The following is a 19725-nucleotide window of genomic DNA, read 5'->3' on the forward strand; positions in this document are numbered from 1 at the left end:
CGACGGTGTCGTGCGATTGCGCCTGAACCGACCGGAAGTAGGCAACGCCTTGAACCCAGGTTTGATCGCGGCCCTCACGCGCGAGGTAGAGGAGGCACGAAGATCGTGCGCCAGGCTTATGATCGTCGAGTCGAGTGGGCGCAACTTCTGCACTGGCTTTGATCTGTCGCGACTCCAGGAGGAAACAGACGATACGCTATTGGCAAGATTCGTCCGTATCGAATATTGTCTCCAGGCGATCAAGAATGCACCTTTCCCGACGTTGGCAATAGCCCGAGGGCGAGCGATCGGAGCCGGGGCCGACCTGTTCTGCGCCTGTGCCATCCGTTGGATCCTACCGGGGTCGTCGTTCGTCTTTCCGGGAGCGAATTTCGGCCTTGTCTTGGGTACCTCAAGGCTCGCCGAGATCGTCGGCGCCGCGACGGCCGCGGAATGGATCATGGGAGGGGCGACGGTCGATGCGCAATCCGCGCTGGAATCCGGCTTGGCTATGAAACAAATTGGCTACGAAGACATCGAAAGGGCAGTGTCTAGCGAGACCGCTCGCGCCTGTCGGCTAGATAGTTCGACGCATCAATCGATTTGGATGGCTGCAGCGAGTGCTCGCAGCGTTCGCGGAGAAACGGGTGACGGCTTCGACATGCTGAGGCTCATCGCGTCCGCTTCGCAGGTCGGCCTAAAGGAAAGAATAGCATCATACCGAACGGCAAGCCAATCGATCTGGCCCGTCACGTCACCTTGATATAGGATCGTGATCTAACCTCGCCGAACAATCAGCGTGAACGATGTTACCTCGGGCCGGCCACAATTTGACCTTCGAAACGTTTCGTCCGGTCGGTCACCATCGCTTCTTTTGAGATGGTAGCTGCGACGTCTGACAATCTGACGAGATATTGCTTGCCGGCCTACTCCGCTTGTTTGGTCTCATCACACACAAGATCGTCGACGGACCCAGGCGTCTTTGAGTAGCTTACATTTAGCAAATATTCGTCGCGGCGGAGCCTACTTTTGCGCTCGAGGACGGCGCCGCCATCAATCCTTTCCACCGCGACATGCCGCGCCTGTCGGTGGATATCGACCACACCTATCTGCCGGTGGTTCCGCGCCCCAAATCTCTGGCCCCGATCGATGCGGCGATGGAGCGCATGGCGGCGGCCATCAGGAAAGGATTGCCGGCAGCACGGGTGACGGAAGTCGTCAGCGCCGGTGAAAGATTGTCATCAAGCTGACCGTCCAGAGAGGCGCCGCGCAGGTCAGGATCGAGGTCACGCCGGTGATCAGGGCCGAGCTAGAGCTGCGCGATGTCTCGTCGAGCGTCGAAGAAATGTCCGGCTTCCGGACCCAAATGGAGCTGCTCAGGCTGTTGTCAAGTAAACCAATTCGTCATATATGGCATATAAACAAGTGTTAGTCGCCACATATGGTGATATTATGAGTTCGCCCAAATCCAATGCCGCGCTTGAACGTCTTGGTCACGACCTTCGATCGGCTCGCCTGCGCCGTCGTGTGGCTGTGGCCGACTTGGCTGCGCGCGCGGGTACGTCGCCTAGCACCATCGCACGCCTGGAAAAAGGCGATCCGGGAGTCGCCGTAGGCACGCTCGCGGACGTGCTCGTCTCTCTCGGGCTTATCGAGAATCTCGCCGATCTCGTCGATATACGGAAAGACGATCTGGGTTTGGCGTTGACGTCGGAGCGGTTGCCGCAGCGCGGTCGATCGTACGCTGCAAGGCTGCGCAAGCAGGAGAGGCAGGGCGACAAGGACGGGAAAAACGAACCGGACGATGTTGATCCGAACGGCGTGGCCTTCTGATGACTGAATACTACGCCCAAGTAGCCCTTGGCGAAGGCTTAACGCGAGTCGGTGAACTACGCTTCACGCAGACCGGGCCTCGTCAATTTTCGATCTTCACCTATGACCCGGCCTGGGCGAAGGATCCGCGTGCTTTCGCATTGCAGCCGAACATGCCCTTTGAGGGCGGGCCGTTTCATGCGTCGGCGCAGTCTGGCAATTCGCGCGAGGCGCTTGCTGGCGTCTTCTCCGATGCTGCGCCCGACAGCTGGGGGCGCAGACTGCTTGAACGTGCCTATGGCAATGGCCTCTCTGAATTCGAATATCTCACACTGTCCGACGATACATGCCGGCAAGGTGCTCTGCGTTTCATCGATGAACATGGGAAGATCATTACCGGTAAGGCCAACGAAGCGGTACCGCGTCTTCTTGATCTAGAGGCGATCACGGCGATTGCCCGCGCCTACGAACAAGGCAAGGAGATTTCCCCTGCGGACATGCAAGCTCTTGCCGGAGCCGGCGGCTCGGGCGGGGCTCGGCCCAAAGCCAACGTTCGTGACGGCGACGTTCTCTGGCTTGCCAAGTTCACTTCCGTCCACGATCAGCACCCGATCGAACAGGTCGAGGTCGCGACGCTGAACCTTGCCAGGATGTGCGGCATCCGCATTCCAGAGGTCAGACTGGAACTCGCTGACACGAAATTTCCGGTCGCGCTGGTCCAGCGTTTCGATCGACGCGGCCGCGCCCGCATTCCCTACATCTCCGCCCGAACGGCGCTCGGGAAGACAGGCTTAGAGCTCGGTTCGTACACGGAGATTGTCGATTTCATGCGGACGTCAGCTCCGGATCCGCAAGTCGATTTTGAGGAGCTCTATCGGCGGATGGTCTTCACTATCCTTGTTTCGAACAAGGATGATCATCTGAAGAACCATGGCTTCCTGTACGTCGGTTCGGGACGGTGGCGTCTGTCGCCGATGTTCGATGTGAACCCGGCGCCCGATCGCAACCCGCATCTCGAGACGGCGATCATGGAAGGTGGCACGCACGACCGATCAATCAAGCTCGCCCTCGAGGCCTGCGAGTTTTTCGAAATCACCGACGCCAACGCGCGAAAGATCATCCGAGATACAGCTCAACGCGTGTCCGATGGATGGCGGGAAACTTTCCGACGGGCAGGGGTCGGCCGTGCCCAATCGCGCGACTACGAAGCCGCCTTCGTCCATGATCAGAGCGACACAGCGCTTGGTCTATAATTCATCATATATGAAATGTTATCTGCTTCAATATATCATATTTGACTACTACGTAGTGATGCGCCAGAGACTTGCGAAGGCGCGGCCGGGTTCCCTCTGCCCTATCCACTTAGGTACGATCGACGATTTGCCTCGTATCGGACGGGAGGCATTCCAAGATTTGTGCCTCGCCATCGTGGCGGAAGATTTGAAGTCCCCGATACAGAACTTTTTGGCCTCCCACGATGGCGGTCGGACGAGCATTTCCCGGCGCTTGGGAAGGAGGCGAGGCCGCCCCGCGCCGGAAAGTGCACGATCCAGATCAAGCATTTCGGAAATGCCGCCGCCCGTCTATCTCTGTCGCACCTCACCAAGAAGCCGGGTGTCAAACGCCATCCGGAACTGAGGGGGCAGTTTTCCATGGCGCGCGACAGCCGGGCAATGCCAAGGAGCTCGCTGCCCAGGGGGCGCGCAGGCGATTACATCTTCATTACGAACGCCGGGGTTTCGGGAGCTGCCGAGGCAAGCATCTGCAGGCTTTCGAAAAGGCCGGTGTGCAGCGTTGTCGCGTGTTTGGAGGCGACTGGGTCGCGGCCCAGCTTCGGAGCCGCCCGTCCCCGAGGATGCTAATTCCGCGAATCTACAACCTCACGCATCTCCGACAATTCATCGACGGCGGAGCCTATCTTCAGGCATGACATCTACTCGGCGCGATGGGCGACAAATCTGCGCTGCTTCGCGACCACGGACGCGCATAGACGGAGCGTGGAAGCGCTGCTGGATCACCGGTTCGTCTTGCTTCGCGGGATCCGGCTTCCGGCAAATCGATGATCGCGGCGATATCGTCTCTTGGCGCGCTGGATGACCTTGCTATAGCCGAGCACGAGGAAGGCGACAGGTGGACCTTTCGTCATCCGACGATCGCGGATGCCTATTCGTCGCGGGAGGCCCCGACCTCGTCGAGATATACCTGCCCGGAGCCAAATCCGAGCGACTGCTGGCGTACGTGTTTTGCGGACGTCGCAGCGATGTCGATGCGTCAGAACGCCATAGAGCGCAGAAGGTACTATTGGACGTGCCGATCAATAGCGTCCTTCATTACTTCCTAGCCGAGCGCTGTGATGAAGATTTCTGCGCACTTTCGTCGAGGCGCGCCCAGAGATTTGGTAGTTCCCCTGCATATTCCGATGGCTGACGGCAATAACATCCGCTTGCTTGCCCGATTCAAACAGTTCGTCCTTTGTCCGAAGAGGACATTGAAACCTGATGAGGGAGATACGGGAATACGCTGGAATGCTTCGACGAGTCGATTTTCCAGGATGGACGTGTGCGATCACTGTTGCCTTCTGACGAATTCGAACGGCTCTGCGCCGACGTGAAATGGGAATGGCTTGCCGACCTTGGTGCGTCGGTCGGTCGCACGCGAAGAAGTTACAGCTCGAGCGATCAGGCAGGAATGTATCGTGACTTTCGCGATTCTCTCGAGGCCGCCGCAAAGTATTTTTGGGACGATGACGCGTTGCAAGCGGCGTTGTCAACGGCTTTGCGCCGGATGGACGAGATGATCTACGAGGATGAGGACCAGCGGCCTCCCCGCGGCGAAGCGAAACTTTCAAATCTTCGCCGAAGATCTCCGGAGCGTTGATCGAGATATTCAGTGATGTAGATGAAGAGTAGGGGCGCCATGATCTTGATCCAGCGCTTGCCCGGGGCAGTTCAGAAAATCGTGCCTGTCGTACCCGCGGCGCTGTTTCGCGGTGCGTTCGCCGTTTTCGTTGAAGTCCGACAGGCCCGGAGCTTGCGGGCTTCGCCTCGGTCACCTATCGCGAGCTCAGCAGCGATTGCCACAAATGCCGTTATGAAATTTCTGAATCGTCGGCCCTGGTCGATTCACTTATTTAATTGGACGGTTGATTCGGGAATTGCGATTCTGGCGCATGTCCGAACTCACCGTGCAATAAGCCCGCAAAGTTCTACGTGCTGACGATCGAGCCGACGCTGTTTGGCGATACAGCATTGGTGCGCGAATGGGGCCGCCTCGGTGGGCACGGCCAACGGCGGCTCGATCTGTTCGATGGGCACGTGCAGAGGCGCTTGAGTCCTGGTTCAAGCGCAAGACCCGTCGTGGTTACGTACAGCGGCACTTTCGCTTGGAGCCGGCTGCGACGTGCGGCAAGCGGTCTGATCTGGAGAAAATCTCCAATTAAAGTATGTCAAAGTAATCCGAAGGTATTTCGAATCTATTCCGAGAATTGCAGTATTCCATAGTACAACAATAGCGTACCTTCGCCGTGATCGAGGCTCATCAGGAAGGCTTTCCGCTCTCTACGTCAAGCTACCTTATCCTGGTTTGAAGTCGGAACATCGAGATGAAGTTGGAGCCCTTCTCAAGGTCCCGATAGCTCGAACACTGCGTCTTTGCGCCCGCGTTCAAGCGAATCGGTGGTGATGTTCGTCCGGACGGCCGCCACCTGAGCCAACCTAATTCGATCCCGCCGCAGCAGCCGTGAAGCTGCGGTCGACGGCTTTGCTGACGTCGAGCGTCTTCGGCAGGATGCCGTAGCGGGTCGAGCGGTCGGAGGCTTCCTGCACCTCTTTCACCACGCCCTCGTCGATCACAATCGGGCTGGTGCGCTGCGCGGTGTAGGCCGAGATCAGCACGTCCTCCGGCAGCTTGGTCAGCTCGGCCGTGCTCCTGGCGTATTCCGCAATATGGTCCAGCGACCACAGCCGTGCCTTGTTCAGCCGTTGCACGAGGTCCTGAACCGCGGCGCGCTTGGTGGCGATGGCATTGTCGGAGGCGACGATGAAGGTGATGGTCGGCGTCAGGCCGTCGCCGTCGGCGATGACGCGCGCCTTGTCCTTCAACGTCGCGAATGAGACATAGGGCTCCCACACCGCCCAGGCGTCGACTGACCCCGCCACCAGTGCCACCTTGGCATCGACAGGGCCGAGAGGCGCGAAGGTCGCCTCGTCCAGCTTGATCTGCGCCTTCTCCAGGGTTGCATCGATCAGGAACTGGCCCCAGCCGCCGCGCGTACCAGCGAGGCGCTTGCCCTTGAGGTCGGCGGCCGACTTGATCGGTGAATCCTGACGAACCAGGATCGCCTGCGTCTTGGCATCCGACCGCGTGCCGCCGATCGCCTTGATCGGCGCGCCCGCTGCATAGACGGAGAGGAAAGACAGATCGCCCGTGTAGCCGACGTCGAGCGCGCCGGCGTTGAGCGCTTCCAGAATGGGAGCTGCCGCCGGGAATTCCGACCATTCGATCTTGTAAGGCAGGTCCTTCGCATAACCCGAGATCTCGAGTAGCGAGCGTTTACCGCCTTTCTGGTCGCCGACGCGCAGCACGACTGTATCGGCCGCGAACGACGCGGCTGCCGTCGACAAGGTGACGACCGCGGCGAACAGAGAGGCCGCCAGGCGGTGCGTGATCGAATGGTCCGAAGAGTTGATGCTCATGTGATCTGTCTTGTTGCTTGCCTGTTACGACACGTGGGCGCGTGATGCGGCGAGACGATCAAGTCTATGACCGCGTGATACGCAGTCAATGAAATGGCCAACCGTATTGCGCGCGCGATGAGCAAGGACATTTCAATGAATGTGTGCTTTTCAGAAAAGCGGCGTGCGCATGCCTCAGACTGGGTGACAGTGATCCTCTCGCAGAGTCGTGAAGCTGCCTGGGAGCCGATGCGTCAGCGAAAATCGTTTCATCGTTGTTGCGTGTGCCGATGGAGAGAATGACTTCGCATCGCGCCAGATTCGAAATTCCATTTCATTGACGATGCGGTACCCGCGCCGCATGATTTGCACATCGCATCAACGTGGACGCAGGAAGCGACCCGCGAAAAATATTCTCTCTACGCAGCTCCCTCAGGAACATCCGCAACGCGAACAGTTGTGCCGATGGCGGAGCGTGCCAACTCAGGAGTGGGGCTGATGGGAAACGACATTAAGCGCAACGGATCGAGCCTCGACCGGCGTCATTTGCTTCAGGCGGGACTGGCGGCGGCCTTTGCGGCCCCGTTCGGCGCCCTGGGCGCACAGGCGTTTGTGCCGCAGGCGCCCGCGCCTGGCATAGACTTCTCGGAATTCCCGCTATGCCGCACGGCCGCGGACGGTCCTGTGCTCACGGGAGCCCCGCGCAAGCTAAAGCTCTCGTGGAATGCCGGCGCGGTGTGCCTTGCGCCGCTGCCTGTTGCGATCGAGCACGGCTTCTTCCAGAAGCAGAATCTCGATGTCGAGCTCGTCAACTATTCCGGTTCGACCGACCAGTTGCTCGAGGCCATCGCGACCGGAAAGAGCGATGCCGGTCTCGGCATGGCGCTGCGCTGGCTGAAACCGCTCGAGCAGGGCTTTGACGTCAAGATCGCCGCCGGCACCCATGGCGGCTGCATGCGCGTGCTGAGCCGCGCCGATTCCGGCGTGAACAAGCTTGCCGATCTCAAGGGCAAGATCGGTGCGGTCGGCGATCTCGCTGGTCCCGACAAGAACTTCTTCTCGATCCAGTTGGCAAAACTCGGCATTGATCCTAACAAGGACGTCGACTGGCGCGCCTATCCCGGCAATCTGCTCGATGTTGCGGTCCAGAAGGGCGAGGTGCAGGCTTTCCTGTCGTCCGACCCGCTTGCCTATCTCTGGCTCAAGGACACCCAGTACAGGGAGGTCGCCTCCAACCTCGATGGCGACTATCGCGACAAGAGCTGCTGCATCGTCGGCCTGCGCGGCTCGCTGGTTCGCGAAGAACCCCAGGTCGCGCGTGCGATCACTCAGGCGCTGCTCGACGCCGCCATGTTCACCTCGCAGAATCCGGCCGTCGCGGCAAAGTCATTCCAGCCCTACGCACCGAAGGCCGCAACGCTCGCCGATATCGAGGGCATGGTGCGCTACCACACCCACCATCATCATCCGACCGGTGAGGTGCTCAAGCGCGAACTGAAGGCTTACGCCGACGATCTCAAGAGCGTGCAGGTCTTCAAGCAGAGCACCGATACGACCAAATTCGCGGAGCGCATCTATGTCGACGTATTCTCTGTCTGACGGGCTCGCCTCCGGCGCGCCGCGGACCACGACGGCGTTTGCCAGCTGGGTGCGCGAGTCCGGCGCCGGGGTTTTCGCCAGCATCGCGTGGATTGCCTTCGGCCTCTCCTGCCTGTGGTGGGAGGATGTCGGCGACTGGTCGCGCACCCATTCGCTCGGCATCGCGGCGCTCGTCATTGCCGCGGTCGTGTTGTTCGGGACCGTCGGCGCCGACTATCTGGGCACGGCGGGCAGGGCGCTGCGCCAGCGCGCGCCCTGGCTCATCGCGCTCGGCGCGTTCCTGACGCTGTGGGAGGTCGCGACCGCCAAGTTTGCCTGGCTGCCGCTGCCGTTCTTCCCGCCGCCGCAGGCGATCATCGAGGTCTATACCGACGATCTGCCGAAGCTGCTCGACAGCCTGTTCGCCTCGGTCAAGCTGCAGCTCGGCGGCTACATCATTGGCGCTGCGGTCGGCTTCCTGACGGGGGTGTCGATCGGCTGGTCGCGCGCGGTCGGCTATTGGGTGCACCCGGTGCTGCGCTTCATCGGGCCGCTGCCGGCAACCGCCTGGCTGCCGATCGCGTTCTTCACCTTCCCCTCGAGCTGGAGCGCGTCGACCTTTCTGATCGCGCTCGCGACCGGTTTTCCCGTCACGGTGCTGACATGGTCGGGCGTCGCGAGTGTCAGCAGTGCTTATTACGATGTCGCGCGGACGCTCGGGGAAAAACCGTCCTTCCTGGTGCTGAAGGTCGCGATCCCTGCCGCGCTGCCGCACGTCTTCGTTGGGCTGTTCATGGGGCTCGGCGCCTCCTTTGCCGTGCTCGTCGTCGCCGAGATGATCGGCGTAAAGGCCGGTCTCGGCTGGTACCTGCAATGGGCGCAGGGCTGGGCTGCCTATGCCAACATGTATGCGGCGCTGATCGTGATGTCGCTGCTCTGCTCCGGCGCGATCACGCTGCTGTTTGCGATCCGCGACCGTCTGCTGGTCTGGCAGAAGGGGACCGTGAAATGGTAGAGGCAATCGTGCATCCGGCCGCCGGTGCCGCGCTCGACATCGAGCAGGTCGGCCATGCCTTCGACATCGACGGCGCCGCGCTGCCGGTGCTGAGCGATGTCAGCATCGCCGTCGAGCCCGGCGAGTTCGTCGCGCTGCTGGGGCCTTCCGGCTGCGGCAAGTCGACCTTGCTGCGGCTGGTGGCAGGGCTCGACAAGCCCAAGGCGGGAAGTCTGCGCGAGGACGAAGTCCGCATCGTCAGGCCGCATCCGTCACGCGTCGTCGTGTTCCAGGATCCGACCCTGTTTCCCTGGCGGTCGGTCTGGGACAACGTCGCCCTGGGCCTCGAAGCCCAGGGCATTCTGAAGAGCCAGCGGCAGCGTGTCGATGATGCGCTCGATCTCGTCGGACTGTCGTCGTTCCGCAATGCCTATCCGCACCAGCTCTCCGGCGGCATGGCGCAGCGCGTGGCGCTGGCGCGGGCGCTGGTGAACGATCCCAAGATCCTGATTTTGGATGAGCCGCTCGGCAAGCTCGACTCGCTGACCCGCATCACCATGCAGGCCGAGCTGGTCTCGTTGTGGCAGCGCAAGGGCTTTACCACGCTCCTCGTCACGCATGATGCCGAGGAGGCGCTGGTGCTCGCCAACCGCGTCATCGTCTTCAGCGAGCGTCCGGCGCGCGTGAAGGCCGACATCCGCGTCGACCGTCCCTATCCGCGCCATCGCGGCGATCCATATCTTGCGGACCTGCGCCGCCAGATTCTTGGCCTGCTGGGATTGGATGCAACATGGTGACTTCTATCGCTCAGGGACGGGTGGCGCATGGCGAACCCGACTATATCGCGCGCGCCGAGGCGCTTGCGCCGGGCTTTGCCGTGCGCGCAGCCGAGCACGACCGCGCCGCCAGCTTTCCCTTCCAGAACTTTCGCGAGCTCTCCGAAGCCGGCCTGCTGTCACTGACGGTGTCGGCGGCTCTCGGCGGGGCCGGCGCGGGCGCACGATATGCCGCGCGTGTGCTCGGCATCATCGGCAAGGCCGATCCGTCGACCGCGCTGGTGCTGTCGATGCACTACATCAATCATTTGGTGATGGCGCGCAGCCCGACCTGGCCGGCGCGGCTGTCGCGCAAGCTTGCGCGCGAAAGCGTCGAGGGCCTCGCGCTCATCAATGCGCTCCGGGTCGAGCCCGAACTCGGCTCGCCCGCGCGGGGCGGCCTGCCGGCGACAGTGGCCCGCCGCACCGAGACCGGCTGGCGGCTCTCTGGCCACAAGATCTACTCGACCGGCGCGCCGATCCTGAAATGGTATCTGGTATGGGCGCGGACCGACGAAGCCGAGCCGCGGGTGGGCCAGTTCCTGGTGCCGGCAGGCCTGCCGGGAACGCGGATCGTCGAGACCTGGGACCATCACGGCCTGCGCGCCAGCGGCAGCCATGACGTCATTTTCGACGACGTCGTGATCCCGCTCGACGCCGAGGTCGATGTCCGCAAGCCCGCCGACTGGCGCGCCCCCGACGTCGCGCAGGCGACCGTCCACACCGTCTTCGTCGCCGCGATCTATGATGGTATTGCCCGTGCGGCGCGCGACTGGTTCGTCCAGTTCCTGAAGCAGCGCGTGCCCGCCAGCCTCGGCGCGCCGCTTGCCACGCTGCCGCGCGCGCAGGAAATCCTCGGTGCGATCGAGGCCAGGCTCGCGGTTAATGCTCGGCTGCTCGACACCTTCGCCCGCGACTTCGACGACGGCGTCGATCTCTCCAACGGCGAATCCAACGTCATCAAGCTGACGGTCACCAACAATGCGGTCGCCGCGGTCGAGGACGCGCTGTCGCTGACCGGCAATCACGGCCTATCCCGCAGCAATCCGCTGGAGCGGCATTATCGCGATGTCCTGTGCGGGCGCGTGCACACGCCGCAGGACGATGCCACGCGCACCGGCCTCGGCCGCGCCGCATTGGGCCTCTAGCCTTTCCGAAAACAACAGGGAGATTATCATGTCGGTCGAGTTCATCGGCTTTATCGCCAACAGCAATGCTTCCGAGACCATCGTGCGCCAGGGACCGATCCTCGATCCCGCTTATATCGAGACGGTGGCAAAAGCACATGAGCTTGCCGGTTTCGACCGCGCGCTGCTCGCGTTTCATTCCACCACGCCGGATGCGCTGCAAGTTGCCCAGCATGTGCTGACCATCACCAAACAGCTCAAGGTGATGATTGCGCAGCGGCCGGGCTTCACCGCGCCGACGTTGCTGGCGCGCCAGCTCGCCACGCTCGACCAGCTCTATGGCGGCCGCGTCTCGCTGCACGTCATCACCGGCGGCAATGCCGCCGAGCTGCGTCAGGACGGCAACACCTTCGACGACAAGGACGAACGCTACGCCCGCACCAGCGAATTCCTCGACGTGGTCAGGCTGGAATGGACCAGCGAAAAGCCGTTCAACTACAGCGGCAAATATTACACCGTCGAGAACGGTTTCTCCCAGGTGAAGCCGCTGCAGAAGGGCGGCATCTACACCTTCGTCGGCGGCGGCTCGGATGCCGCGATCGAGGTCTCGGGCAAGTATGCCGACACGTTTGCGCTCTGGGGCGAGTCCTATGCGCAGGTGCGCGACGTCACGGCGCGGGTGCGCGCAGCGGCTGCGAAACACGGGCGGCCGAGTCCGCGCTTCAGCCTGTCGGTGCGGCCGATCCTCGCTGAGACCGAGGAGAAGGCCTGGCAGAAGGCGGAGCACATCCTCGAACGCGCAACTGCGCTCCAGGACCAGACCGGCTATCGCCGGCCAAACCACGCCACCGACGGCGCCAAGCGGCTCCTGGCGCTGGCTGACCAGGGCGCGCGCATTGACAAGCGGCTGTGGACCGAGATCGCAAAGCTCACCGGCGCCAACAGCAACACCACCGCGCTGGTCGGCACGCCCGAGCAGGTCGCCGAGGTCTTCGCCGATTATTATGATCTTGGCGTCAGCCATTTCCTGATCCGCGGCTTCGATCCGCTGCCCGATGCCATCGACTACGGCCGCGAGCTGATCCCGCTGACGCGCAAGCTGATCGCGACACGCGACCAGCAACGGGGCATCGCGGCGGAATGATCCGGCTCATCGCTGCTTTGGCGCTCGCCCTTGCGGGCGCCGGTCTCGCCAGCGCGCAGACGACGCTGCGCGTCGGTGACCAGAAGGGCAATGCGCGGGCGGTGATGGAAGCCGCGGGCCTGCTCAACGACGTTCCCTACAAGATCGAATGGAAGGAGTTTCCGGCCGCGGCGCCGCTGCTGGAAGCGCTCAGCGCCGGCGCGATCGAGACCGGGCTGGTCGGAGACGCGCCCTTCACTTTCGCCGCCGCCTCCGGCGCGCCCGTCAAGGCGATCGCCGCGATCCGGCAGACGCGCGAGGGGCTCGCGATCCTCGTGCCCGAGAGCTCGGCGATCAAGACCTTCGCCGACCTGCGCGGTAAAAAGATCGCGACCGGCCGTGGCTCGATCGGGCATCAGCTGATCCTGGCCGCGCTCGAAAAGAACGGCTGGAGTGCCGGTGACGTGCAGATCGCATTCCTGGCGCCGTCCGATGCCAAAATCGCCTACACGCAAGGTTCGGTCGATGCTTGGTCGACCTGGGAGCCGTACGTCAGCCAGGAAGAGGTGCTGTTCAAATCGCGCCGCATCATCACCTCGGAAGGCCTGACGCCGGGCCTCAGCTTCCAGGTGGCGCGATCCGATGCCATCAGGGACAAGCGCACCGAGCTCAACGACTTCATCCGTCGCCTCACCGCGGCGCGCGCGTGGTCGCTGAACAATATCGACAGCTATGCCGCGACCTGGGGCAAGTGGATGAACATCCCGACATCAGTACCGCAGAACTGGCTCTCGCGCGCAAAAATCCGGATCGCGCCGATCGACGACGGCGTGGTTGCGGACGAGCAGGGCACGATTGATCTGTATTTCCGCTGGGGCCTCATCAAGCAGAAGCTGGTTGCGGCGGAGATCGTCGATCGTTCGTTTGCTGATGCGATCGGAAAGGCGGGGTTCTGATGCTTCTTTGCGAGAATATGCGTGGTGCTCCGTAGCAGCCGCCGCCGACACGAAGCAACTATCGCGGATAGCGCGCTCGCGCATTAGGTCAAGCAATTTGTCTCGGAAATGTGGCTCGCACGCTGGCGCTGTGCGACATCGGTGACGGAAAGATCCCAGTTGCCGAGATCGTTCTCATGTCAACCAAGGTCGATGTTGGCCCTCTGGTGGTGAATGGCATGCCTTCGGTGGGCTTCCAGTGAGGTCATGCTTATAGCTGTCCGCGAATTGTCGAAGGCGGCGTCGCAAGAGATAGGACATCGACGATGTCTCTGCCGCAGGTGGACGAGCAAACAACGCTGAACCAATGGGCCCCTTGAAGCAGGCAGAGCCGCTTGATCGCTCGTTGTAGCCGCGCCGCTCTGGTGGCTCCGCCGCGACGAGGGATATTGAAGCCCTGGGCCGCAAGCGTGATGCGCCGCGCTTCGGAAAGCGAGAGTTCCGACTTTAGCAGCGCTCTCCCAAGACTCTGCCGTTGATAGCTCGCAAGTCGGCCAGCATCAGCTTTGGCTCTCCCATCGCTGCGAAATGGCCGCCTGTTGGCATGTCGGTAGGTGTGCTCCGCAAATGAGCGCGGAGTCGGCAGGAACACGGGATCGGGGAAGGCCGCCACGCCATCGGCGCTCCAACACGGGTGCCCGCGGGAAACCGAGCTGATCCTTCAAGGCGCTTACCGTGATAAATCCGTGTCGCGGTTACAACCGCCGGCGTCGCGACATAGGAGGCGTCGTTCGACCGTGCGACAATCGAAACTATCCAGCGAATAGGCGGCGTGCCGCTTGGACATGGCAGCGTTGCACCCGGTTGCCCTAAATGCCGGTCAATTTGACCTCGGTCCTCAGATGCTCGGCGGCAGCGCCGAGCATGGTCGTTCCGATCGTTCACTAGCTGCGCCGGTGATGCGCTTGAATTCCTCACTTTGCTCTCCTCGGTCGACGTCATCGTGCAATGCGGACTTGTCGGATGCAGCCTCCTTCATCCTCTCCGCCGCATTTAAGAAAGAAGCGTTCGCCATAAAAATCGAGCCCCATGAGTTCGTGAAGGTGGCTGTCTTTATGCGCGAATCTTGTTGCGCATCTCGATGATTTCATCATGAACTTTGTGAAACGTTTAAGGAAGGTTATGGCGATCGAATCCGCTGCCGTTTCCGCCCTGATGCAGACGCACATAGGCTACGACAAACGCCGTCGTGAGCATGTCGAGCTCCATGATGGCATCCATGGTTGCGTCGAATGTGTATTCCGACAGGCGTTTTGCGCATATTTATGAGCCACCGCGGAGGTGAACGAGTTGGAAACTCGGGAGAGCTGCAACAGTTCTGTCTCGACGGAGTCTAGGGTGGCGCGTCCGCTCTGGAAGTCAATGCACCACTCTTCGGGAAGAAGATGAGACTGCCCGCGTTCTTCGGAAAGCCACCTGCCCTTTCCAGTCACTGGCCGGTCGTTGACCGGGATTTGTAGCTCTCGTCCTGGCCTACACTTGCCGTGAGCACTCCTGCGCGGACGGCATCATGCAGCTTCAATATTAGTCTGCGGAAAATCGGTGCCTTTGAACATCAAAGGCTCTCCTAAATGGCAGGCGCATGCATAAGCAAAACAGTCCCGAAATTCAGCCGTGCTGGGTGTCGGCCCTTGCCTTAACGGTCAAAGGCGTCGAGCGCGATCCGGGCCGTTTCGGGCGGCACTTGCACCATCTTGATTTCCATTAGCGCCAGATAGCTCTCGACTGCTTCGCTAGCGTCCGAGATTGGAAGACCAAGTATTCGGGCTACGGCGATCACCGCCTCCCACACTGCCAGCGGCGAGTGTCAACGCGCGGCCGCTTGTTGAAGGCGCGTCAACAGCTCCCGCGCTTCGTCTTCATCGATCGACATCGCGGTCAACGCCGAGGCATCGATAAACATCAGTCAACTTCGTAAAGGCCGTCGCGAAACACCTTGTCTGCCGGCCTACTTTTTTGCGGATTGCCCCTGGCCCGGAGATCGCGACAGAACTGTACGCCCAAGTCGACCAAGGTAGGCTTACCCTGCTCACGCTCCAGCTCATGGGTGAGCGCCGTATGCACGGCCTCGGTGAGGCCGATCTTCTTGAGCGCCGCGATCCTGCGGGCCAGCGCGTCAGTATCAGGATTCTTAATATGGAAAGCCATCCGGATCCTCTAGCCGTTGCCGTGTATCATTATATAGCACGTCGGATACACCCTTTGAAGGCTAGGGCTCCAAGTTGATCACCGAGCTCCCGACGCAGGCAGTCGGCGCGCTGATGGTTAACCTCGCGTCGCTCTAGCTTTTCAGTCCTGAATTCCACCCGGGTGCGCCTCTTCTAGAGGTACTATTCGGAATAGCCGGTGGCCCTCTGCCGCAGCCAGTTTGGCCGGACTATTCTGCCGCGCCGAACGGAGCTGCCTCGGTCATCCACGATTGGGGAGGAGGGGGGCCCCATCCACCGGCCAATACCTTCGCCATCTCCCATTTGAGCGGTTCGTCCTCGATGTCGATCGTCTGGTAGTGAGTGTTGAACAGTTCGATGCGGTGTCCGTCCGGGTCGCGGAGATAAACGAAGCGGGCATATCCGGGAGCGAAATGGCGCGCCGGGCCGTACTCCACCGACCTACCGAAGCCCATCTCGGCGAGCAGATCGCAGATGAACATGAGATGGTAGGTCTCCGGGATGGTGAAGGCGGCGTGATGAAGGAGAGGTCCTGGGCCCGGACCTGGGGCGAACACTATGTCGTGCGGATTGCCCTTTCTCTGCAGGAAAACGAAGCTCGGTTCTTCCGATCCGTCCTGCGTAATGTACTCCGACAGTCTGAATCCGAGACGAGTGTAGAATTCGAGCGCCCGGTCCACGTGTGGTGTCAAAATCTGAAAATGGTCGAGCCGCTGCGGACAGGCGCCGCTAAAACGGCTGGATTGCAAGATCAGACGAGGCCTCGTTTCCATGGAGGCGCAAATATCGAGAGGAACACCCGCGGCGTCGGAAACACGCAGCGTACGAGCCTGATGAGGTACCTCGACCCAGGTCGGACGATGACCTAGATCCCGGAAGAAAGCTTCTGCAGCATCCAAATCCTCTTCGGTCAGAACGCGAAAGCCAATGTGTTGCGCGCTCGGCTTGCCGCCCTGTTCCAGAACGAGGGAATGATGGCAACCTTCTTCGAGTCCTCGGAGGTAGAGGCGGTTTTCGTCTTCGCTGCTGACTACGAATCCGAGCGCGTCGACGTAGAAGCGCTTGCTCTCTTTCAGGTCTTTCACCGCGAGCACGACATGGCTTGCTCGGGTCATGTTGAACGGTGGACGAAATACGGGTCGCGGTATCGCCATCAAGTCCTCCCTTGTATTGGTTTTCGTTCAAATCAGGCCGGGGTAGGAGCCGCCGTCCAGTTGAAGATTCTGGCCGGTGATGAAGCCCGCCTGTACGCTGCAGAGGTAGGCACAGGCATCCCCGAATTCTTCTGGCTTTCCGAATCGCTTCGCCGGAAGCGAGTCGGCGATCCTGGTGCGTGCCTCTTCAAGCGATATTCCCAGCTCCGACATCATCCTTTCCGCCATGAAGCGCTGACGATCGGTATCGATGCGCTCGGGCAGCATGTTGTTGATGGTGACGTTGTAGGCGGCGTATTGCCGGGCAAGCGACTTGCAGGCCGCCGTGAGCCCGGCGCGCGCGCCTGACGAGAGTTCCATCTTGGGATGCGGCGCCTTCACCATGGCAGACGTGATATTGATGATCCGCCCGAACTTCCGGTCCCGCATTCCAGGAAGAAAGGTTTTTACGAAGTGAAGGGGCGCGAGCATGTTCTGCTCGATCGCCTCCAACCACTCCGTGCGGCCGAACTCGAGGAAATTTCCGGGCGCCGGCCCGTGATTGTTGTTGATGAGGATGTCGGGTTCGGGACAGGCCTCGATAACCGTTTGGCGACCCGATTCTTCCGCGATGTCCGCCTGGACGAACGCCACTGGCTTACCCGCGAGGGCCTCGATGGACTTTGCGGCCAGGCGAAGGCGCTCCTCATCCCGGCCGTTCAGTGTGATTTCGCAGCCCTCGCGGGCGAGCGAAGTCGCGCATGCAAAACCCAACCCCTTAGAGGACGCGCATACGAGGGCCCGTTTAGCCGCCAAACCGAGGTCCATTTCGGCTCCAAACAATATATTATTTGACTTGCCCGACTTAAATAAAGATTATCATACGTCAAGGCAAGAAATTTCTATTTCAGGAGGGGTAGTTTGTCGGACGCATCAGAGACGCTCGCAACGGCCGCCTACCAGAAGCTCCGTATGGACGTGATCGGAGGGATGTTTTCCTTCGGCCAAAAGCTGAAGATCCGCTCGCTGTGCGAACGTTATGGGGTCAGCGCAGCTCCGATGCGCGAGGCTCTGACCCGGGCGGCCAAAGACGGCCTCATCATGCATTCCGACCAGCGCGGCTTTTCCGTCGCGCCGTTGAGCATCGAGGATTTGGACGACCTCTTGCAGACCAGGATCGTGCTCAACGAGTTCGCTCTCAGAAAATCGTTCGAGTACGGTGGGGCCGAGTGGGAGGAGCAGGTCCTGCTCTCATGGCACCGGCTGTCCCGCATTCCGTTTACGCCGGCTTCCGTTGACCCGGAATGGGAGCGCGCGCATCGTGTCTTCCACGCCACGCTTCTCTCCGCGTGCCGCGCGCCGCGCATTCTGGCGTATTGCGATCAGTTGTTCGACAGCGCCGACAGGTATCGGTTCATGTCTCGCGCCGCACACGTCGGCGGAGCCCGCACCGCCGACCACAAGATGATCGCCGACGCGGTGCTCGCGCACCGTCCGGACGAGGCGGTCGTCCTGCTGACACGACACTTCAGCGAGACCGCCGAACTCTGCCGGCAGCAACTGCTGTTGCAGGGAAAAGCCCAGCCCGGTGTCGTGACGCGAACGCCTTGCTAGGCAGCGTTCCTAAAAACAAACAAGAAGCCGAAGAGAGAGGAAATGACAGGCGATTTCGAGGAAACGTTCGTTCTTATCGTAGGCGGAGGACCCGTCGGGCTGACATCCGCGATCGATCTCGCGCAGAGGGGGGTACCTTGCATTCTGATTACGGAAAACCTCGAGACGGCGACCCAGCCCCGCTGCAATTTCGTGAATGCACGCACTATGGAGCATTTCCGTCGTCTCGGACTGGCGGAGGAAGTTCGCGCGGCGGCGCCGCTTGCCAAAATGCATCCGCGCGTAGCCTTCGTCACGCGCTTCTGCGGCCACGAATTCGGTAACATCGATCTGCTGAAGACGCGCCTTAGTGAAGGGCAGCTCGGACCGGAGTCCGGCCTGTCCATCTCCCAGCTCTTTCTGGAGCCGCTGCTGCGCCGACATGCCGAGGCCTCGGAGTCGGTCGACGTGCGCTTCGGTACACGCCTGGTCGCGCTCGGTGGGGAGGACGGCGCTCCGATCGCAACGGTCGAAGACGTGCGCACGGGAGTGCGCAAACGAATCCGGTCTCGGTACGTCATCGGTGCCGATGGGGCTCGGAGTCCGGTTCGTCGTCACTTCAACATTTCCATGGCGGGCGACGACGGGCGCATCGACAATGCGTTCGTCTCCGGCACCATGATCACGTATTTCGTTCGGGCCCCGACTCTGCTGGAGGAGAGCAGGCGTGCGCCGGCGACCATCACCTGGATCATAAATCACGACCTCCGCGCGTTCGTTTTTGCCCAGGACGGCCGCGAGCGCTGGATCATTCATTATCAGGTTCCGGAAGGCCTCGGCTGGGAGCAGGTCCGCAGCGACGAGGTGATGCGGTCGATATTCGGCAAAGACCTTCCGTACGAAATCCTCGCGGAGGGGCCGTGGACCGGCGGTTTGTCTTTGGTTGCCGCGGCATACCGGGCAGGTCCCGCTTTCCTCGTTGGCGACGCGGCGCACCTCTACACACCTCTAGGTGGCTTCGGCATGAACACGGGCATCGGAGATGTCCTGAACCTGACTTGGAAGCTTGCGGCAGCATACTCGGGGTGGGCCGGTCCCAACCTCCTGGATTCGTACGAGGCCGAGCGGAGATCCATCGGTTTGAGGAACTCGAAGATCGGCATCCACTGCTCGAAACGGAAAGGCAAGTGGCTGATCCCGCCGACCATCGAGGATGAAGGCGAGGCCGGTGCGCGTGCCCGGAAGACGTTCGGGGATTTCGTGGTCGTAGACGATCTCGACGAATACGACACGTCCGGACTGCAGTTGGGCGAGCGGTACGAATCCTCCCCCATCGTTTGTGCCAATGGCACTGCCGCGCCTCCGGACACATGGAGCAACTACAAGCCCGCCGACTTTCCGGGAGCGCGTTCGCCCCACTTCTGGCCGTCGCCCGGACGCGGCTTCTACGATCTGTTGGGTCGAGACTACACCCTTGTCGATTTCGAAAGCGGAGAACCTCTCGAGGCGTTGCTCGAGGCCGCGAAGCTGCGGAGGCTCCCGCTGTCGGTGGTCCGTTGTCCCGCTCCTGGCCAGCCCTACCAATCCAAACTCGTTCTGGTCAGGCCCGACCAGCACATCGCATGGCACGGAAACGCTCCACCGGAGGATCCGACGGCTGTGATCGACCGGGTGCGCGGAGCTTGACGAACCAAAACGAACGAAAAAGCGGGAGGGAATATGGGAATCGGAGGAC

Annotated in this window: 19 protein-coding genes and 1 pseudogene; 15 read left to right on the forward strand and 5 right to left on the reverse strand. The window is 61.4% G+C overall.

Translation table 11 applies throughout. The features are described from left to right. Positions 1-10: 10 nt before the first annotated feature. The 6 genes from ACWAT4_RS40520 (at position 11) to ACWAT4_RS40545 (ending at position 5291) form a co-directional block, all read left to right on the forward strand. Complete coding sequence (locus ACWAT4_RS40520) at positions 11-742, forward strand: enoyl-CoA hydratase/isomerase family protein (RefSeq protein ID WP_232995649.1); 732 nt, start codon at positions 11-13, stop codon at positions 740-742. 310 nt (positions 743-1052) lie between these two features. After that, positions 1053-1229: a hypothetical protein gene (locus tag ACWAT4_RS40525; protein WP_232995585.1), complete on the forward strand. Its 177-nt coding sequence runs from the start codon at positions 1053-1055 to the stop codon at positions 1227-1229. Between the two features lie 202 nt (positions 1230-1431). Beyond that, positions 1432-1812, forward strand: a complete 381-nt coding sequence (locus ACWAT4_RS40530; RefSeq protein ID WP_128929654.1) for a helix-turn-helix domain-containing protein — start codon at positions 1432-1434, stop codon at positions 1810-1812. Next, positions 1812-3044, forward strand: a complete 1233-nt coding sequence (locus ACWAT4_RS40535) for a type II toxin-antitoxin system HipA family toxin (RefSeq protein WP_128929653.1) — start codon at positions 1812-1814, stop codon at positions 3042-3044. The genes ACWAT4_RS40530 and ACWAT4_RS40535 overlap by 1 nt, the downstream gene beginning before the upstream one ends. Before the next feature lie 1306 nt (positions 3045-4350). Continuing rightward, positions 4351-4668, forward strand: coding sequence for a hypothetical protein (locus ACWAT4_RS40540; protein ID WP_128929652.1), 318 nt, complete (start codon positions 4351-4353; stop codon positions 4666-4668). Between the two features lie 332 nt (positions 4669-5000). Next, positions 5001-5291 carry a WGR domain-containing protein gene (locus tag ACWAT4_RS40545; RefSeq protein WP_232995584.1) on the forward strand — a complete coding sequence of 97 codons (291 nt, stop codon included), beginning with the start codon at positions 5001-5003 and terminating at the stop codon, positions 5289-5291. Positions 5292-5504: 213 nt separating this feature from the next. On the opposite strand, the gene ACWAT4_RS40550 is transcribed toward ACWAT4_RS40545, so the two are convergent. Further along, positions 5505-6485 (reverse strand): ABC transporter substrate-binding protein, encoded by a 981-nt coding sequence (locus tag ACWAT4_RS40550; protein WP_128929651.1) that lies wholly within the window; start codon positions 6483-6485, stop codon positions 5505-5507. 477 nt (positions 6486-6962) lie between these two features. On the opposite strand from ACWAT4_RS40550, the gene ACWAT4_RS40555 reads away from it, so the two are divergent. From ACWAT4_RS40555 to ACWAT4_RS40585, 7 genes are all read left to right on the forward strand, one after another. Next, a complete protein-coding gene (locus ACWAT4_RS40555; RefSeq protein ID WP_128929650.1) occupies positions 6963-8063 on the forward strand; it encodes an ABC transporter substrate-binding protein in 1101 nt (366 codons plus the stop codon). Next, a complete protein-coding gene (locus tag ACWAT4_RS40560) occupies positions 8041-9057 on the forward strand; it encodes an ABC transporter permease (protein WP_128929649.1) in 1017 nt (338 codons plus the stop codon). Before ACWAT4_RS40555 ends, ACWAT4_RS40560 begins: the two co-directional genes overlap by 23 nt. Continuing rightward, on the forward strand, positions 9051-9833 hold the full coding sequence (locus ACWAT4_RS40565; protein ID WP_128929648.1) for an ABC transporter ATP-binding protein: 783 nt from the start codon (positions 9051-9053) through the stop codon (positions 9831-9833). The genes ACWAT4_RS40560 and ACWAT4_RS40565 overlap by 7 nt, the downstream gene beginning before the upstream one ends. Beyond that, entirely contained in the window at positions 9827-10999 is a 1173-nt protein-coding gene (locus ACWAT4_RS40570) for an acyl-CoA dehydrogenase family protein (RefSeq protein ID WP_128929647.1), read from the forward strand. The genes ACWAT4_RS40565 and ACWAT4_RS40570 overlap by 7 nt, the downstream gene beginning before the upstream one ends. A 28-nt stretch (positions 11000-11027) precedes the next feature. Beyond that, on the forward strand, positions 11028-12122 hold the full coding sequence (locus ACWAT4_RS40575; RefSeq protein ID WP_128929646.1) for an LLM class flavin-dependent oxidoreductase: 1095 nt from the start codon (positions 11028-11030) through the stop codon (positions 12120-12122). Further along, entirely contained in the window at positions 12119-13057 is a 939-nt protein-coding gene (locus tag ACWAT4_RS40580) for an ABC transporter substrate-binding protein (protein ID WP_128929645.1), read from the forward strand. The genes ACWAT4_RS40575 and ACWAT4_RS40580 overlap by 4 nt, the downstream gene beginning before the upstream one ends. 818 nt (positions 13058-13875) lie before the next feature. Next, the gene (locus ACWAT4_RS40585) at positions 13876-14181 is read left to right on the forward strand and encodes a hypothetical protein (RefSeq protein WP_164933838.1); all 306 of its coding nucleotides are present in this window, start codon (positions 13876-13878) and stop codon (positions 14179-14181) included. Positions 14182-14604: 423 nt separating this feature from the next. Here the strand turns inward: ACWAT4_RS40585 and ACWAT4_RS40590 are convergent. The 4 genes and pseudogenes from ACWAT4_RS40590 to ACWAT4_RS40605 all read right to left on the reverse strand — a co-directional run bounded on the left by ACWAT4_RS40590 (position 14605) and on the right by ACWAT4_RS40605 (position 17225). After that, a pseudogene (locus tag ACWAT4_RS40590) lies at positions 14605-14999 on the reverse strand (type II toxin-antitoxin system VapC family toxin). Beyond that, entirely contained in the window at positions 14999-15244 is a 246-nt protein-coding gene (locus ACWAT4_RS40595) for a type II toxin-antitoxin system VapB family antitoxin (RefSeq protein WP_128929644.1), read from the reverse strand. The pseudogene ACWAT4_RS40590 and the gene ACWAT4_RS40595 overlap by 1 nt, the downstream one beginning before the upstream one ends. Before the next feature lie 229 nt (positions 15245-15473). Next, on the reverse strand, positions 15474-16418 hold the full coding sequence (locus ACWAT4_RS40600) for a VOC family protein (RefSeq protein WP_128955087.1): 945 nt from the start codon (positions 16416-16418) through the stop codon (positions 15474-15476). A 27-nt stretch (positions 16419-16445) separates the two neighbouring features. Then, entirely contained in the window at positions 16446-17225 is a 780-nt protein-coding gene (locus ACWAT4_RS40605) for an SDR family oxidoreductase (RefSeq protein WP_128929642.1), read from the reverse strand. A gap of 93 nt (positions 17226-17318) precedes the next feature. Between ACWAT4_RS40605 and ACWAT4_RS40610 the strand changes: the two genes are divergently transcribed. Both ACWAT4_RS40610 and ACWAT4_RS40615 read left to right on the forward strand, forming a co-directional pair. Further along, positions 17319-18011: a GntR family transcriptional regulator gene (locus ACWAT4_RS40610; protein WP_128929641.1), complete on the forward strand. Its 693-nt coding sequence runs from the start codon at positions 17319-17321 to the stop codon at positions 18009-18011. Between the two features lie 42 nt (positions 18012-18053). Continuing rightward, a complete protein-coding gene (locus tag ACWAT4_RS40615; protein ID WP_128929640.1) occupies positions 18054-19676 on the forward strand; it encodes an FAD-dependent monooxygenase in 1623 nt (540 codons plus the stop codon). Positions 19677-19725: the final 49 nt, after the last annotated feature.

The organism is Bradyrhizobium sp. T-1, assembly GCF_053592855.1.

Excerpts from the sequence above, each read along its gene's own strand:
- ACWAT4_RS40525 (WP_232995585.1), top strand. The coding sequence starts at position 1,053 with ATGCCGCGCCTGTCGGTGGATATCGACCACACCTATCTGCCGGTGGTT.
- ACWAT4_RS40530 (WP_128929654.1), top strand. The coding sequence starts at position 1,432 with ATGAGTTCGCCCAAATCCAATGCCGCGCTTGAACGTCTTGGTCACGAC.
- ACWAT4_RS40535 (WP_128929653.1), top strand. The coding sequence starts at position 1,812 with ATGACTGAATACTACGCCCAAGTAGCCCTTGGCGAAGGCTTAACGCGA.
- ACWAT4_RS40550 (WP_128929651.1), bottom strand. The coding sequence starts at position 6,485 with ATGAGCATCAACTCTTCGGACCATTCGATCACGCACCGCCTGGCGGCC.
- ACWAT4_RS40555 (WP_128929650.1), top strand. The coding sequence starts at position 6,963 with ATGGGAAACGACATTAAGCGCAACGGATCGAGCCTCGACCGGCGTCAT.
- ACWAT4_RS40560 (WP_128929649.1), top strand. The coding sequence starts at position 8,041 with ATGTCGACGTATTCTCTGTCTGACGGGCTCGCCTCCGGCGCGCCGCGG.
- ACWAT4_RS40565 (WP_128929648.1), top strand. The coding sequence starts at position 9,051 with ATGGTAGAGGCAATCGTGCATCCGGCCGCCGGTGCCGCGCTCGACATC.
- ACWAT4_RS40570 (WP_128929647.1), top strand. The coding sequence starts at position 9,827 with ATGGTGACTTCTATCGCTCAGGGACGGGTGGCGCATGGCGAACCCGAC.
- ACWAT4_RS40575 (WP_128929646.1), top strand. The coding sequence starts at position 11,028 with ATGTCGGTCGAGTTCATCGGCTTTATCGCCAACAGCAATGCTTCCGAG.
- ACWAT4_RS40580 (WP_128929645.1), top strand. The coding sequence starts at position 12,119 with ATGATCCGGCTCATCGCTGCTTTGGCGCTCGCCCTTGCGGGCGCCGGT.
- ACWAT4_RS40595 (WP_128929644.1), bottom strand. The coding sequence starts at position 15,244 with ATGGCTTTCCATATTAAGAATCCTGATACTGACGCGCTGGCCCGCAGG.
- ACWAT4_RS40600 (WP_128955087.1), bottom strand. The coding sequence starts at position 16,418 with ATGGCGATACCGCGACCCGTATTTCGTCCACCGTTCAACATGACCCGA.
- ACWAT4_RS40605 (WP_128929642.1), bottom strand. The coding sequence starts at position 17,225 with ATGGACCTCGGTTTGGCGGCTAAACGGGCCCTCGTATGCGCGTCCTCT.
- ACWAT4_RS40615 (WP_128929640.1), top strand. The coding sequence starts at position 18,054 with ATGACAGGCGATTTCGAGGAAACGTTCGTTCTTATCGTAGGCGGAGGA.